The organism is Microbacterium aurantiacum (genome assembly GCF_002872075.1).
GTDB classification, from domain to species: domain Bacteria; phylum Actinomycetota; class Actinomycetes; order Actinomycetales; family Microbacteriaceae; genus Microbacterium; species Microbacterium aurantiacum_A.
This window is the reverse complement of sequence record NZ_PGGU01000016.1, coordinates 735304-750945: the sequence shown is the minus strand read 5'-3', so window position 1 is coordinate 750945 and position 15642 is coordinate 735304. Positions and strand designations below refer to the sequence as shown.

At 68.4% G+C, this 15642-nt stretch carries 15 protein-coding genes; 4 read left to right on the top strand and 11 right to left on the bottom strand.

Annotated features, from left to right (window positions below):
- Positions 1-7: 7 nt before the first annotated feature.
- Entirely contained in the window at positions 8-586 is a 579-nt protein-coding gene (locus CUR96_RS14380) for a TetR/AcrR family transcriptional regulator (RefSeq protein WP_102193950.1), read from the bottom strand.
- A 242-nt stretch (positions 587-828) separates the two neighbouring features.
- On the opposite strand from CUR96_RS14380, the gene CUR96_RS14375 reads away from it, so the two are divergent.
- On the top strand, positions 829-1929 hold the full coding sequence (locus CUR96_RS14375; RefSeq protein WP_102193949.1) for a hypothetical protein: 1101 nt from the start codon (positions 829-831) through the stop codon (positions 1927-1929).
- A 13-nt stretch (positions 1930-1942) separates the two neighbouring features.
- Here the strand turns inward: CUR96_RS14375 and CUR96_RS14370 are convergent, their stop codons facing one another.
- The 7 genes from CUR96_RS14370 to CUR96_RS14340 all read right to left on the bottom strand — a co-directional run bounded on the left by CUR96_RS14370 (position 1943) and on the right by CUR96_RS14340 (position 8179).
- Positions 1943-3112, bottom strand: coding sequence for a Gfo/Idh/MocA family protein (locus CUR96_RS14370; RefSeq protein ID WP_245861298.1), 1170 nt, complete (start codon positions 3110-3112; stop codon positions 1943-1945).
- Between the two features lie 43 nt (positions 3113-3155).
- A complete protein-coding gene (locus tag CUR96_RS14365) occupies positions 3156-4205 on the bottom strand; it encodes a LacI family DNA-binding transcriptional regulator (RefSeq protein WP_102193947.1) in 1050 nt (349 codons plus the stop codon).
- A gap of 3 nt (positions 4206-4208) precedes the next feature.
- Positions 4209-5096, bottom strand: coding sequence for a carbohydrate ABC transporter permease (locus CUR96_RS14360; RefSeq protein ID WP_102193946.1), 888 nt, complete (start codon positions 5094-5096; stop codon positions 4209-4211).
- Positions 5089-6048 (bottom strand): carbohydrate ABC transporter permease, encoded by a 960-nt coding sequence (locus CUR96_RS14355; protein WP_102193945.1) that lies wholly within the window; start codon positions 6046-6048, stop codon positions 5089-5091. The genes CUR96_RS14360 and CUR96_RS14355 overlap by 8 nt, the downstream gene beginning before the upstream one ends.
- Positions 6049-6054: 6 nt before the next feature.
- Positions 6055-7329 carry an ABC transporter substrate-binding protein gene (locus tag CUR96_RS14350; protein ID WP_102193944.1) on the bottom strand — a complete coding sequence of 425 codons (1275 nt, stop codon included), beginning with the start codon at positions 7327-7329 and terminating at the stop codon, positions 6055-6057.
- Positions 7330-7448: 119 nt separating this feature from the next.
- Positions 7449-7808, bottom strand: a complete 360-nt coding sequence (locus CUR96_RS14345) for a fluoride efflux transporter FluC (protein WP_102193943.1) — start codon at positions 7806-7808, stop codon at positions 7449-7451.
- Positions 7805-8179 (bottom strand): CrcB family protein, encoded by a 375-nt coding sequence (locus CUR96_RS14340; RefSeq protein WP_245861296.1) that lies wholly within the window; start codon positions 8177-8179, stop codon positions 7805-7807. The genes CUR96_RS14345 and CUR96_RS14340 overlap by 4 nt, the downstream gene beginning before the upstream one ends.
- 88 nt (positions 8180-8267) lie before the next feature.
- Between CUR96_RS14340 and CUR96_RS14335 the strand changes: the two genes are divergently transcribed.
- Entirely contained in the window at positions 8268-9794 is a 1527-nt protein-coding gene (locus CUR96_RS14335; protein ID WP_102193941.1) for an FAD-dependent oxidoreductase, read from the top strand.
- Positions 9795-9802: 8 nt separating this feature from the next.
- Here the strand turns inward: CUR96_RS14335 and CUR96_RS14330 are convergent, their stop codons facing one another.
- The 3 genes from CUR96_RS14330 to CUR96_RS14320 all read right to left on the bottom strand — a co-directional run bounded on the left by CUR96_RS14330 (position 9803) and on the right by CUR96_RS14320 (position 11866).
- A complete protein-coding gene (locus CUR96_RS14330; protein ID WP_102193940.1) occupies positions 9803-10603 on the bottom strand; it encodes a nitroreductase family protein in 801 nt (266 codons plus the stop codon).
- A 4-nt stretch (positions 10604-10607) separates the two neighbouring features.
- Positions 10608-10982: a hypothetical protein gene (locus tag CUR96_RS14325; RefSeq protein ID WP_245861293.1), complete on the bottom strand. Its 375-nt coding sequence runs from the start codon at positions 10980-10982 to the stop codon at positions 10608-10610.
- Between the two features lie 104 nt (positions 10983-11086).
- Positions 11087-11866 carry a MerR family transcriptional regulator gene (locus CUR96_RS14320; protein ID WP_102193939.1) on the bottom strand — a complete coding sequence of 260 codons (780 nt, stop codon included), beginning with the start codon at positions 11864-11866 and terminating at the stop codon, positions 11087-11089.
- 118 nt (positions 11867-11984) lie between these two features.
- On the opposite strand from CUR96_RS14320, the gene CUR96_RS14315 reads away from it, so the two are divergent.
- Complete coding sequence (locus CUR96_RS14315) at positions 11985-14471, top strand: glycogen/starch/alpha-glucan phosphorylase (RefSeq protein ID WP_432612428.1); 2487 nt, start codon at positions 11985-11987, stop codon at positions 14469-14471.
- 86 nt (positions 14472-14557) lie between these two features.
- Positions 14558-15592, top strand: a complete 1035-nt coding sequence (locus CUR96_RS14310; RefSeq protein ID WP_102193937.1) for a hypothetical protein — start codon at positions 14558-14560, stop codon at positions 15590-15592.
- The last annotated feature ends 50 nt before the right edge of the window (positions 15593-15642 follow it).

Here is a 15642-nt window from a genome sequence, read left to right as displayed (position 1 = left end):
TGTCGGATCAGGCGGATGCGGTGGCGGTGGATTCAGGCGTGAGGATGCCGGCGAGCGCGTCGCGGATGAGACCCTCGTCGAGCGGCTCGTCGTGGATCTGCGCGTGCCAGAGTACTCCGTCGATGAAGACGGCGGCGGCCCTGGCGCGGTCGGTTCCGTGAACGGGGGCGATGAAGGCGACGACCTCGTCGGACCAGTGCCGGGCGAGCTCGCGGACGCGCGGGTCGTGCACCGCAGCGGTGACGACGGCACGGTCCGCCTGGACGGCGCCCGCGTCTTCGAGGCTCCGGTGGATGAGACGCGCGAGCCCCGCCGGCGTGACGCCATCGGCGATCACCGCCTGCCGGGTGATCTCGATGCGCGTCTCGACCTCGTCGGCGAGGGCGCGCAGGGCGGCATCGCGGAGGTCGTCGAGCGTGGCGAAGTACTGGGTGGTGGCGCCGAGCGGAACTCCGGCACGGGCCGCGACCTTGCGGTGGGTGATCGCGTCGACGCCGATCTCGACGATCAGCTCGGAGGCGGCGGTGACGATCTCGCGACGGCGCGCTGCGGGATCACGTCGCCTGCGCACTGTGGCATCCGGCATGCTCCACCCCCCTTCTGTACATTTGTACATTCCACGCGCTTGGAAAAGGCTGGGAGGCGAGACGCGGCCCTCCGCGACGCGCCACCCGCGGCCCGCGTCCCGAGACGCGCGGCCCGCGCCGGATGTCACGCCTTTTGGCCGCCCATCTCAGGACGTTCGCCCATAGCCGCGCGACATCGGCCTTCGGAGAATGGACAGGCATGGTCTCGATTCGCCACGAGGCCGCTTCCCGGAGGTTCCCCATGGTCGCAGATCGTCGTCTCCCGCTTGCCCTTCTCGCGGCGATCATCGCCCTGACGGCGACGCTTGCGGCGACGCCATCGGCCGCGAGCGGCACGACCGGATCCGCCGCGGGCGCGGTCAGCATTCTCGACGGCGATCCCTCGATGATCCTCGGCTGGGCGTCGCACGATCTGTCGACGATGGCCGCAGAGGAAGTCGCCTTCGACCGGCAGAACGGGATGCTGTCCACCTACGTCGACTTCGTTCAGTCGCCCGGGTTCCCGCACGCCGACGCCGACGCCGCGGCGGCGCGCGGCTCGGCGCTGCTGATCGCCTGGGAACCATGGGACTGGAACCGCCCCGCCGATCAGCAGCCGGAGTTCGCCCCGCGCCGGATCGCGGCCGGCGACTATGACGCATACCTGACGGCCTGGCTCACCGAGGCCGCGCAGCGCACCGACGACGCGGAGATCATCGTGCGCTTCGCTCCGGAGATGGATGACTCGAGCCGCCCCTGGTCGAGCGGGACGGCCGCGGGAAGCACCACGCCGTCGGAGTACATCGCCATGTGGCGGCATGTGTACGCCATGAAGCAGGCGGTCGCGCCCGGGGTGGTCCTCCTGTGGAACCCGCTGAACTACGGAGCCGGACCGCACCCCTTCGAGTCGTACTTCCCCGGCTCGGCCCACGTCGACGCCCTCGCTCTCGACGGTTTCAACTGGGGCTACGTCTGGACGGGCTCGGCCGGGTGGCAGAGCCCGGAGGACGTCTTCGGATTCTCGACGCCGGGCGGTCCGGTGCAGCGCCTGAAGGCGCTCGCCGGCGCGAAGCCGTGGGGCATCGCCGAAGTGGCATCCGCCCCCGACGATCCCGCCGACTTCGCTCCGGGAGGACCGGGATACGGCGCCTGGGGCACCTGGGTGCACCAATGGCCCGAGAACCCGCCGTACGAACAGACGCCTCAGGACTGGATCACCCAGGAGGGCTGGTCGCGGATGCTGATCGAACGTGCACGCGACAGCGGCGCGTCGTTCGTCAGCTTCTTCCACACCGTGAAGGAGACCGACTGGCGCCTCACCGACACGCCCATCGGGCGCAGCGTGCTCGACGACGCCTCGTAGTCGCTGGAATGGGCTACTCGACCTGCCCTCGATCGAAGTACGCGACAAGATCCGGATCGAGCACCGGAACCTCGATCGCCGAGCCGTCGCCCCGCAGCGATTCGGTGGCGAGGACGCCGGTGGCCACAGCCTCCCGCGCCGCGATCGGCGAGGTCTCGGTCGGGCCGCCGTCGCGCACGAACCGCAGGAACTCCGCGACGAGCAGGGCGTCGGCGCCCTCGTGTCCTGCATCCGGCACCTCCGGCACGATGAAGGTCTCGTCCGCCGTCGCCGCGCCGCGGTGGCGGCGGTTCCACAGCCCGACTTCGCTTCCGGCGGTGTCGCCGAAGTTCTCGATACGCCCCTCGGTTCCGATGATCGTGTAGTTGCGCCAGTAGTCCGGCGTGAAGTGGCACTGCTGGTAGGACGCCATGATGCCGCCGGTGAGTCGCATGTTCACCATCGATACGTCCTCGACGTCGATCACCGGGTTCAGACCCGTGAGCGAGGTGGGCGGCCAGTTGTCGACGCTGAACCAGTCCGGCATGCGTTCGCCCGTGCGTTCGCGCCGATCGGCGATGTCGCCGTAGACGCTCAGTTCGCCCATCGCGGCGACGCTCTCGGTGTAGGCCCCGGCCAGCCAGTGGATGATGTCGATGTCGTGCGCGCCCTTCTGCAGGAGCAGTCCGGTGGTGCGACGGCGGTCGGCGTGCCAGTCCTTGAAGTAGTAGTCGCCGCCATGGCCGACGAAGTGCCGCACCCAGACCGCCTTGACATCGCCGATCCGGCCGTCGCGGATCAGGCCGCGCATCAGCGTGATCACTGGCATGTGGCGCATGTTGTGGCCGATGTAGAGACGGCTTCCTGTGCGGCGGGCGGTCTCCAGCATCGCGTCGGCATCGGCGAGGTCGATCGCGAGCGGCTTCTCGCAGAACACCGCTGCACCGGCCTCGAGGGCGCGGATGCTGAGCGCGGCATGCGTGTCGTCCGGAGTCAGGACCATCACGGCGTCCACCCCCGAGGCGAGCAGATCGTCGAGCGAGTCGGTGACGAGAGCGTCCGGCACGAGCCGGCGTGCGTCTTCGCGAGCACGCTCCGACGGGTCGCAGATCGCGGTGATGCGCGATCCCTGCCCCGGCCGCTGCACCTCCTCACGGAGAGTGGCGCGCGCGCCGAAGCCGATGATGCCGATCTTGAGATCCACGGTGGTCCTTCTGGGAGTCGATTCAGGTGAACGGGCGGGGCCCTCAGCGGGGTGCGGGAGCATCGAGGTCCGTCGATGCCCCGGGAAAGAGCGACCAGGTGAACTCGTGCAGGCGACCGGCGGGGTCGTCCGTCGAGAGAGCCCGGTCGATGATGATGCGAGCCTGCCGCTCGTAGAAGTCGGTCGGGCCGACCGTCGTCAGCGTGGGCGCGATCAGTTGCGCGTCCGGAGTGTTCCCGACGCCGATCACCGCGACGTCGTGCGGCACGCGGAGCCCGAGCATATGCGCGGCGTTGATCGCCGCGATGGCCGCGAAGTCGGTCGTCGCGTAGATCGCGTCCGGCCGGCCATCTCCGGAGAGCAGCCGCACCGCAGCGGCGAAGGCGCTGGCCTGGCTCTCACCGTAGGTCGCGGTCCAGGAGGGAACCACGTCGATGCCCGCGGCGGCCATCTTCTGGACGTACGGCGTGTACCGGGTGACCTGCGTCTCGGCCAGCCGCACCGCCGCATCCGCCGCGAGGCAGCCGATCGCGGTGTGCCTCTCGAGCAGGTGATCCATCGCGATCCCGCACCCCGGGATCGCATCGGAGCGGATGACGTCGAAGCCGTCCGGCTCGAGGCGCTCCGAGAAGACGACGAGCCGCTGACCGCGCTTGACGAGGTCGTGCAGCCGGGCCTCCGCCCCGGCATCGAGCCCGACCGCGTCGAGGTAGGCGACGTCGCTCTCCACCCGATCCAGCGCCGCGTGCCAATCGCCGTCGGCGAGGATCAGCGTGGTGAGTCCGTGCTTGTTCGCCTCGGTGTTCACCGCATCCGCCACCGCGAGCGACCAGGGGTCGCTGAGCATGTGCAGCGAGAGCTGCACCATCCCGCTCCGACCGGTGCGGATCGCCCGCGCCGCACTGTTCGGCCGGTAGTTGAGGTCATCGGCCGCAGCGAGCACTCTCGCGGCCGTCGCCTCGGCAACGCCGGATCCTGCGGCGCCGGCCCTCCCGGAGAACACGTACGAGACGGTCGCCGTCGACACGCCTGCGCGCTCCGCCACCATCCGGAGGGTGGGGCGGCGGGAATCGGCCTTTCTTCGCTCGACCATCCGTCAGCCCTTCGATCCGCTGAACGCGATGCCCTGGATGAACTGGCGCTGCAGGATCATGAAGGTCACCAGCATCGGCAGGGTCGCCAGCAGCGCACCCGCCATCAGCACCGGGTAGTCGGTGCCGTGGATGCCGACGAGCTGCGAGAGCCCGACGGAGAGCGGCATCTTGGCGGGGTCGGTCGTCACGATCAACGGCCAGAGGAGGTCGTTCCACGACCAGAGCACAGTGAACACCACGAGAGCGATGATGCCAGGCTTCGCCAGCGGAACCATGATCTGCCAGAACGTCTGCCAGGGATTCGCGCCGTCGATGCGCGCTGCCTCCTCGAGCTCGGCCGGCATCGACATGAAGAACTGCCGCATCAGGAACGTCCCGAAGGCACTGAAGATGCCGGGCACGATCAGCGCCTGCAACGTGTTCAGCCAGCCGAGCGCCTGGATGATCTCGTACTGCGGCAGCAGATACAGCTGCGATGGGACCATCAGCACCGAGAGGAAGACGACGAACAGCGCGTTGCGTCCGGGGAACGGGATTCGGGCGAAGGCGTAGCCGGCCATCGTGCACAGAACGACCTGGCCGACGGTCCGGCCGATCGTGAGCAGCACCGAGTTCGCGAACATCTGCGCGAAGGGCATCGACTCGAAGACCTCGGCGAAGTTCGTGAAGACCCACTCGCGGGGCAGGAAGCTCGGCGGGACCTGCACCGAGTCGGACAGCGTCTTGAACGAGGTCAGCAGCTGCCAGATGAAAGGGAAGACCATCAGCACCGCCCCGACGGCGAGGATCACGTGCACGATCCAGATGCCGCGGTTCTTCGGCCTTCGGGTTCGGCGATCGACGTCGGTCGCGCCGACCACGGCACGCGTGTCGAGCGAGACGTCACTCATAGTGGACCCACTTCTTCTGCAGGCGGAATTGCACGACCGTGAGCAGCAGGATGATCACGAGCAGCAGGAAGGCGACGGCGGCGGCGTACCCACGGTCGTTGTCGAGGAAGCCCGCTTCGTAGAACAGGTAGACCACCGTGCGGGTGTTCGGCATCGCAGGGTTGCTGCGGCCTAGCATCATGTAGATCAGGTCGAACACCTGCAGAGCGCCGATCACGCTGATGACGCTGACGAAGAAGATCGACGGCGACAGCATAGGGATCGTGATGGAGAAGAACTTGCGCACAGGGCCGGCGCCATCCAGGTCCGCTGCCTCCATGATCGTCTCGGGGATGCCCTGGAGCCCGGCGAGGAAGATGACGATGTTGGTGCCCAGTCCCGCCCAGATGCCGACGACGGCGATGGCGACGAGCGCGGTGTTCGGGTCGGTGAGCCAGCTGCGACCGTCGATCCCGATGGCGCCGAGTCCAGCGTTGAGCACGCCGTAGTCGCCGTTGTAGATCATCCGCCACACCAGCGCGATCGCGGCCGGCATGGTGACGACCGGGATGAAGTACAGGGTCCGGTAGGCGCTGCGGCCCCGGAGCCCTGTCGTGTTCAGGAGCGCGGCGATCGCGACCGCGAGCGGGATGCCGATGAGCGCGATCACCGTGTAGAGCGCCGTGTTGCGGAGGGCTCCGATGAGCTCGGGGTCCTGCAAGAGGCGCGCGTAGTTCTCGATCCCCACCCATTCGGCGCCGCCGAACGGACCCGACTTGGTGAAGGAGATGATCAGGGTCCGCACGGTGGGCCAGAGGTAGAAGACCGCGATGCCGGCGGCCGTGGGGCCGACGAAGACCAGCGCCCACCAGGGGGAGGCTCCGGGGCTGCGCCGACGGCGGCGGATGCCGGGGCTGGGGGCCTCCGGCATCCGCCCTGCCGAGGTGCCGGCGCGAGGCGTGACGACGCTCATGCGTCGTTACTCCTTCTCCGCGTCCAGCGCGGCCTGCATCTTCTCGGCGAGGTCCTCGACTCCGGCCTCTGGCGTGACCGCGCCCGACCAGACCTGCGAGAGGATCTCGCTTTCGATGCTCGTCCACGCCGAGGTGTTCTTCGAGACCGGGTACGGGACGGCCGTCTCGAGCGCGTCGATGTAGACCTGCAGATCGTACTGCGGGAGCGCGTCGACCCAGCCCTGCTGAGTGCCGTTGAAGGCGGGGATCACGGTGCCGGTCTCGGCCTGGATCTTCGCCGCCTCCTCACCGCTCGCGAAGGCGGCGAACGCCTTGGCCTCAGTCAGGTGCGGGCTCTTCGCGTTGGCGACGTTGCCCACCCCGTGGATCACGCTCTGGTTTCCCTCGGCACCGGCGGGGAGGGGAGCCACATCGACCTTGTCTGCGATGTCGGCGTTGTCACCGTAGGCGATCGCCGCCCACGAGCCGTTCTGGAACATGGCCACCTTGCCCGAGAGGAAGAAGTCCTCAGGGTTCGTGTCGGTCATCTGCTGCGCCGTCGGCGACGATCCGGCCGCGATGAGGTCGGTCCACAGCTCGATGCCGGCGAGGGCCTCCGGCGTGCCGTAACCGGTCTCGGTGCCGTCCGCCGAGACGACCTCGCCGCCGGCCTGGGCGATCGAGTTGTAGAAGTTCTCCTGCCCGTACTGGCTGGCGGCGATGCCGAACTGGCCCTTCGCGGGGTCGGTGAGCTTGCCCGCCGCAGCGGTGAAGTCATCCCAGGTCCAGCCCGCCGTCGGGTACGCGACACCGGCCGCGTCGAAGAGCTCTTTGTTGTACCAGAGGGCGACGGTGTCGAAGTCCTTCGGGGCGCCGAAGAGCTTGCCGTCGTATGTGTAGAGGTCCACCAGGCCCTCGGGGTAGTCAGCGGCATCGATCCCCGCATCGTCGAGCGGTGCGAGCTGACCGTTCGATGCGTACAGCTGGAAGTTCGGGCCGTTCATCCAGAAGACGTCGGCTGCCGATCCACCGGTGGCCGCGGTCTGCAACTTGGTGAAGTACTCCTTGTACGGGGTGACCTGGATGTCGATCGTGACGTTCGGGTTCGCCGCGGTGAAAGCGGCGGCGATCTCCTCCATCGCCGGCTTCTGGTTCTCGTCCCAGATCGCGTAGCTGAGGGTGACGTCGCCGCCCTCGGAGGATCCTCCGCCCCCGGTCGAGGGCGAGCACGCACTGAGCGCGAGAACGGCTGCGGCTGAGGCTGCGAAGGCGCCGAGGGTGCGGTGGGGCAGGCGTGCCATGGGTGTCTCCTTTGACGGTTGCTTCGGGTGCGAGGTCGATCGCTCGAGTCTGCGGCTCGAGCGTGTTAAACGATTAGCAAGGAGATTAGCCGGTGCCGCCGACCCGCGCAAGAGCGAGTTCAGATCATGGAGCCGAGCGTGAGACCCAGGCCGGCGGCAAGGAGCGCGAGCGCGAGCATCCCCACCGCATCGAACACCGATGCCCACCGCGCGCCGTCGCGCCAGAGGGCGACCGTGTCGAGCATCGCGGTGCTGAACGTCGTGTAGCCGCCGAGCAGGCCGGCACCGAGGAGGAATGCCTGGTCGGGCAGAGCCGCTGTGACGAGGCCGAGCGCGAACGAGCCGGTGAGATTCACCAGGAGGATCCCCCAGGGGAAGCGGCGTCCGGCGAGCTTCGCGACACCGAGATCGACGAGATATCGGAGCACCGCACCCACGCCACCGGCGACCGCGGCGCCGAAGAACAGCAGCGGGCTCATGAGGCCGCTCCCGCACGGGGCCGGCCGATGCGCAGTCCGAGCGTCGCCGCGGCGAGACCGAGCACGAGGCTGCCGACCGCGTAGGCGACCGCGAGAAGCGGAGCATCCGCCCACAGACCCACGGTGCCCGTCATGAACGCGCTGTACGTCGTGAACCCGCCGAGCAGGCCGGTTCCGAGGAACAGGCGCATCTCCGTCGCCTTCGGCAGGCGCGCCGTGAGGATGCCGATGAGCAGGGCGCCGAGCAGGTTCGCGACGAGCACGGCGACGGGGAAGCCCCCGGCGTCCGGTATGACCAGTCCGAGTCCCAGCCGGGCTGCAGTCCCGGCCGTTCCGCCCGCGGCGACGAGCAGGACGCGGCGAAGGTTCACGTTGGTCACTTTAGTCGCCCTGTTGCGGCACATCATCTCGATGTCAAGAGGGTGGGCGCCCGACGGCGGTGCGCATTGACTGGGCGACATGAAGCCACTCTGGAAGATCGACACGACCATGCCCGCCGGCTCGACCTTCGAACCGGGAGCGCAGCACGATGTCGTCGTCGTCGGCGCCGGGCTCACCGGTCTGACGACCGCGGTCATGCTCACGCGCGCGGGGCTCGACGTCGCCGTGATCGAGGCCGGAGAAGTGGCGGAACTCGCCAGCGGCGGAAACACCGGCAAGCTCTCGCTTCTGCAGGGCAAGCGCCTCGCCGAGATCCGTCGCCATCACCCTGCCGCGCTCGTGCGCGCCTATGTCGACGCTAATCGAGAGGGCAGGGACTGGCTGACCGATTTCGCCGACAACGCCGGAGTCCCGTACACGCGCCGCACCGACCATTCCTACGCGCAGACGCCGGACGGCGTGGAGACCGTGCGCGAGCAGCATGCCGCCGCTCGCGAGGCGGGTCTCGGTACGAGGATGCTGGCACCCGGCCAGCTGACGGCCCCGTTCCCGATCTCGGGCGCCGTCGCGCTCGAGGACCAGGTGACGATCGATCCGGTGACGGTCGCGCTGGCGCTCGTGCGCGAGTTGCTCGACGGAGGCGGGACGCTGCTCACCGGCATCCGCGTCGCGGGCGCTCATGCTCTCGGCTCACCGCGCGTCGAGACGACGCAGGGACCTGTGTTCGCCGACCACATCGTGCTCGCGACCGGGACCCCCGTCCTCGATCGAGGCCTGTATTTCACGAAGGTCAGAGGCATGCGGTCGTACTGCGTCTCGTTCCGGGTGCCCGGCGGAGTGACGGAAGGGACCTACCTCTCGGTGGACAGCCCGACGCGTTCGATCCGACCGGTTTCCGGCGCCGACGGCCCGGACGGCGTGGCTCAGCTCATCGTCGGCGGGAACGGCCATCCGGTCGGGCGCTCCGACGGCGAGACGGCAGCCGTCGACGACCTGGTGGCGTGGACCGCGCAGCACTTTCCCGGCGCGGTGGAGACGCATCGCTGGTCGGCCCAGGACTACGAATCGCACAACCAGATTCCTTTCGTCGGCGCGATGCCGCGCGGCGTCGGCGCCATCCGCTTCGCCACCGGCTACGCCAAGTGGGGTCTGTCGAACGCACCCGCGGCCGCATTGCGCCTCACCGCCGAGATCCTCGGCACGAGCCGGCGCGAGAGATCCTCCTGGATGAACACGCTCGGCACGCGCCTGACCGTGCCCGCCGACCTCGGGCGCGGCGCGATCGAGGGCGCGAGGGTCGCGGCGGCCGCTGCCGCCGGATGGGCCGACGCCGAATCGCGATCGGTCCCGGTTCCTCGGCCGGACGAAGGCGCCGGCGTCGTGGCCAACCGGGCGGGGCATCCGGTCGGCGTCTCGACCGTCGACGGCGTCACGCGCGCCGTCTCCGCGGTGTGCACGCACATGGGCGGCGTGCTCGATTGGAACGACGCCGAATGCACCTGGGATTGCCCGTTGCACGCCTCGCGTTTCGCGCCCGACGGCACACGCGTCGAAGGCCCGGCGGTGAAGGATCTGACGCAACTCCCCCGATCCGGTCGAGGCTGACGCCTCCCTCAGGGCGCGGTGGTGTCCCAGCCCTGCTGCGGGGTGTCGCAGTTCTCGCGGAAGACGTACTGCGAGGCGAGCCGGCGCTGGCTGCTGGACCAGTCGATGGCCGGACGGCGCTGTTCGGGCGGCAGGTAGCCGAGCCGGTAGACGGCCATGAGCTCGAGATCGTCGGGCACGTGCAGGAGCTGCACGATCTCATCCCACCGTCCGGGGACCTCCATCGGGAACGAGATGAACTGGATGCCCATCCCGAGTTCGACGGTGGTGAGCCAGATGTTCTCCATGGCCGCCCCCATGCTGAACACCGAGTAGAACGACGAGAGCTGCCCCGGGCGATATTCGCTCCGGTCGAGCATGACGCCGATCAGCAGTGGGGAGCCTGCGACGAGCTTCCGGTTCTCGGCACCGAGCGTCTTCGGCACACCGAGCGCGTTCATGAGCGTCTGCCCGCGTTTCGTGAACACCTGCCCGGTGAAGGGCCGGAGCGGGGCGGGGAGCTTGTCGAACAGCATCCCGTTGCGCTTCTCCTCCATCTCGGCCTGGCTGAACCGGAAGTACGGCTTGTACCGCTCGAAGAAGGTGCCGTTCGACATCGCCTCCGTCATGCTCTCGCCGGAGATGCGCGCGATCCGGTCGATCGTCTCGCGGCTCTCGATCACGACGAATCGCCACGGCTGGCTGTTCAGTTGCGACGGCGCCCGCCCGGCAGCTTCCAGAAGCAGCCGCTGATGCTCCTCGGAGACCGGGTCGGGCTGGAAAGCCCCATTGGTCGTCTTGCGGCGGCGGATGGCGTCGAGGAGTTCCATGGGGTCACTTCCGGTCGGCGGGGCGGAGGGCGAAGGCGAGGCCCGCGATGAGGAACGGGGCCGCGGCGAGCGCGACGAGCGGATGCCGCCGGCTGTGCGTCCCGACGTACGGGATCGCCGCGAGCGGCACGACCGCCGGCAGCAGGGCGAGTCCCGCGCGACGGCTCGCGCTGCGCGGTCCCGCCCGCCGCGCGACGCCGATCGCTGTCGCCGTGGTCACGCAGGTCGCGATGTAGAGCACGTGGTGCAGCCAGCGGAATCCGGAGGTGTCGATGACCTTCGCGGCGACCGCTGCTCCGAGTGCGCAGTTCGCGGCATACGCCGTGACGGCGGCCGCGAACATCGGCATCACCTCGGTGCGTCTGCGCTGCCGGCCCATGCGACGACCCTACGCCTCGGTACGGCTGCGTTCGAATAGCGCAAACGGCTCCATCCGGAGCCCGGATGGAGCCGTTTGCGCTCTGTGAAACGAACCGAGGGTCCTTACAGGTTGGCCTCCGCGTAGATGCGGAGGGCGTCGCGGACGAACTCCGCGCCATGGGTGCCGCCCGCGCTCGTCGCGTAGTTGGCGCCGAATCGCGGGTCGGCGACGTACATCTCGCCGAGACCGATCACGTACGCCTTCGCGTCGCCGCCGGGGGCGGCGGCCGGCGTGCCGGGCACGTCCGTCAGCCACTCGACGTGGCGTCGGGCGACGTCCTGGGCGTCGGCGGATGCCGGATCGATGCCGCTCTCCGCGGCCGTGATCCAGTCGCGTCCGAGATCGGACACGCGCTGCTGCCAGGCGGTGCGCTCGGCATCCGTCATCCCCCGCCACCAGCGGTCGCTGTCGGCGTAGGCCTTCCTGCCCCAGCGCTCTTCGACCTCGTCTTTGTACTGCGTGTGGTCGAAACCGTCGAACATGTTCTCTGCCATGAGGGTTTCACCTCCTTTCAATGCGTTGATGGTGGATTCGACCGACGCGATCTGCCGCGCCAGCCGGCTCTGCTCCTCGCGCAGCAGCGCGAGGTGGGTCTCGAGCGCGGATGCCTCACCGCGCTCCTTCTCGAGCACTTCGCGCACCTGCGGGAGGCCGAGGCCGAGTTCCCGCAGCAGCAGGATGCGCTGCAGACGCACGAGCGCCTGCTCGTCGTAGTGGCGGTAGCCGTTGTGCGCGATGCGCGAGGGGGCGAGCAGGCCGATGTCGTCGTAGTGACGCAGCGTGCGGCTCGTGGTGCCCGCGAGGCGGGCGATCTCCTGGATCGACCAGTCACGCCTGTCCATGGCATCCTCCTTCCTTATCGATATCTCCACCGTAGAAGTTGCCGTAGCGTCAATGTCAAGCGGGAACTCTTCACGGCCCGTTGATGCGGCCGATACACCCGGTCGCTACGGTCGATACGTGCCCGAGAACCGCCATGCCAGCCACCCGCTCGCCCTCGCCCCCGTGACCGCCCCGCCGAGTTCAGTGGACGGCTTCGTGCAGGAGTTCCTGCACAACCTCAACTTCGACTGCGGCGTCGCGCTCTCGGCATCCAGCCCCAACGACCGCTACCTCGCACTCGCCTACACGGTGCGCGATTACCTGATGGCGCGATGGCTCGAAGACCTCCGTCTGCAGAAGGAGACCCAGGCGAAGGGCGTCTGCTACCTCTCCGCCGAGTATCTCCTCGGCCGCCAACTCGACAACAACCTGCTGGCGAGCGGCCTGACCGAGATCGCTGCAGAAGCGCTCGCCGCGTGCGGGATCGACCTCGACGAGCTGCGCGCGCAGGAGGTCGAGCCCGGTCTCGGCAACGGCGGCCTCGGCCGGCTCGCCGCCTGTTTCATCGACTCGCTCGCCACCATGGGCGTGCCGAACATCGGGTACGGCATCCGGTACGAGTACGGGATCTTCCGGCAGACCTTCGTCGAGGGTCAGCAGGTCGAGCAGCCCGACGCCTGGCTGGCGATGGGCTCGCCCTGGGAGTTCCCGCACCCGGAGGCGGCGCAGACCATCTCCTTCGGCGGGCACACCGAACAATTCGACGACGGCGGCGTGACGCGCACCCGATGGGTCCCGGCATGGAACGTGCAGGCCGTGCCGTACAACTACATGGTGCCGGGGTTCCAGAACGGCCGCGTGAACACGCTGCGGTTGTGGAACGCCGTGGCGACTGATGCCTTCGACCTGCGCATCTTCAACTCCGGCGACTACGAGGAGGCCGTCCGTGCACAGACATACGCCGCGACCATCTCGAAGGTGCTCTACCCCGAGGACTCGACCCCGCAGGGCAAGGAGCTGCGGCTGCAGCAGCAGTACTTCTTCGTCGCGGCATCCATCCACGACTTCCTCGACAACATGCTCGCCGAGGACTTCGACCTGACCGCCCTGCCCGAACGCGTCATCTTCCAGCTCAACGACACCCACCCGGTGATCGCGGTGCCGGAGTTCATGCGGGTGCTCGTCGACGAGAGGGGGATGGAGTGGGATGCCGCGTGGGGGATCACCCGGCAGTGCTTCGCCTACACCTGCCACACGCTGCTGCCCGAAGCCCTCGAGGTGTGGTCGGTCGACCTGCTGGGCCGGCTCCTCCCCCGTCATCTGGAGATCATCTACCGCATCAACGAGGAGTTCCTCGCGGAGGTGCGCGAACGCTTCGGCGACGACGAGATGCGCATCCGGAACATGTCGATCATCGCCGAGCGCCCCGAGCGCTCGGTGCGGATGGCCTACCTCGCGACCGTCGCCGGTGCGCAGGTCAACGGCGTCGCCGAACTGCATTCCCAGCTGCTGCGCGAAAAGGTGCTGTCCGATTTCGACGAGTTCTATCCCGGCAAGTTCACCAACGTCACCAACGGCGTCACACCTCGGCGCTTCCTGCGCCTGGCGAATCCCGAACTCTCCGGGCTCATCACCGCGGCGATCGGCGACGGCTGGGTCACCGATCTCGAACGCCTGCGCGAACTCGAGCCGTTCGCGGCAGATGCCGGGTTCCGCACGGCGTTCGCCGGCGTGAAGGCCGCGAACAAGCGGCGCCTGAGCGAGGTGCTGCGAGAACGCGACGGCTTCGAGGTCAGCGACGGGCACATGCTCGACGTGATGGTGAAGCGGCTGCACGAGTACAAGCGGCAGATGCTCAAGGTGCTGCACATCGTCAGCGCCTACGAGGGCATCACGTCGGGGCGCGTGGCGGCGGCCGACGTGCAGCCACGCACCTTCGTCTTCGGCGCGAAGGCCGCTCCCGGCTACGCGATGGCGAAGCGGATCATCCACCTCATCAACGCCGTCGGCGGTGTCGTCAACGCCGATCCGCGCGTCGAGGGCCGACTGAAGGTGATCTTTCCGCCGAACTACAACGTGACCCTCGCCGAGCGCGTGATCCCTGCTGCAGATCTCTCCGAGCAGATCTCGCTCGCCGGAAAGGAGGCCTCGGGCACCGGCAACATGAAGTTCGCCCTGAACGGAGCGCTCACGATCGGCACCGACGACGGTGCGAACGTCGAGATCCGCGAGCTCGTCGGAGACGAGAACTTCTTCCTGTTCGGCATGAGCGAACCGAAGGTGGAGGAGCTCGCCCTCCGCGGGTATCGGCCCAGCGAGTTCTACCAGGCCGATGAGGGACTGCGCCGGGCCGTCGACCTGATCGCCTCCGGTGCGTTCTCGGGCGGTGACCGCTCGGTCTTCGAGCCGGTCGTGTCCAACCTCCTCTACGAGGACCGCTTCATGGTGCTCGCCGACTACGCCGCCTACATCGCGGCTCAGAATCGAGTGGATGCCGCCTACGCCGACCAGGATGCGTGGACGCGATCGGCCATCCTCAACGTCGCCCGCTGCGGGTTCTTCTCCTCCGATCGGTCGATCCGCGACTACATCGATCGGATCTGGCATACGCCGCCGGCCTTCTGAACCGGCACATTCGATCGATTGATTGACTAGCCTGGTCGGTGGGGCAGGGGAACTGTTCCCGAAGCCACCGGAGGAGAAGCTTCATCATGCCTGCACTCGAGAACGCACAGACGGGCGGCCTCAGCCGCCGCACGATCCTGAAAGCGTCCGCCTGGTCGGCTCCCGTGGTCGCCCTCGCGGTCGCGACACCGCTCGCCGCCGCAAGCGTGGCGGTCGATCTGCGCCTTCGCGGATACTCGTTCGGCGACACGATCTTCGGCCGGAGTCCGGACGGCCTGCGCGGCTACCGGATCGCCATTCTCGGTGGATACGGCGCCACCACCGTCGGCGATACTCCGACGCCGGGAGCGAACCTCGTGATGACGTTCGACGCCCGTATCTTCGGTGCGCCCAGCGCCACCATCGACGCTCAGGCCGCAACGCTGCTCACCACGACGACGACGGGCAACACGACGACCGCGATCTTCAGCCTCCCGATCGCGATCCCCGCGGACGGCGCCGAGGCGGAGATCCTCATCTCCTACGGCTCGATCACCGAGGACTGGTACGAGGACATCGCTCCCTCCTCGGTCTCGATCCTGCCTTCCGGTGGCACCGACCCGACGCCATCGGACAACACCGTGACGTTGACCCCGACCTACTTCGACACGTTCGACGCCGGCGTGACGGCGACGTGGACGACGGACACCATCCCCAGCGCAGCAGGCGGCGCGGCGTTCACCGTGTACAAGCCCGCCAGCGTCTCGATCTCCTCTCTCGCACCCGGCGAGTTGGACAGCAGCGGATCGATCTCCGTACACGGGCCGACGAGCCTTCTCAGCACGAACCCGAACGTGTTCACCGGCGTCTACACCGGCATCACGGTCACCAGCGCCGTCCTGAACGGAAACGACGTCCTCGCGTCGATCGGCGCTCCCACGGGGAATCTGCAGAACGGGTACCAGATTCCGCTGAACCTCGCCATCCCGAGCGGGCAGACACTCACCCTCGGCCTCGACGTCGAGGTCGATTCGGCCCCCCGCGAGTACGTGTACCCCGAGCACACCAGTACGGTGACCTTCCCGCCGCTTTTCGAGGATCGCGACACCAGCAACAACTCCGTGACGGCACCGGCGATCTGAGCCGCGCCTTCACCGTTCGAAGAGCGCAAATGGCTGCATCCGCACCCCGG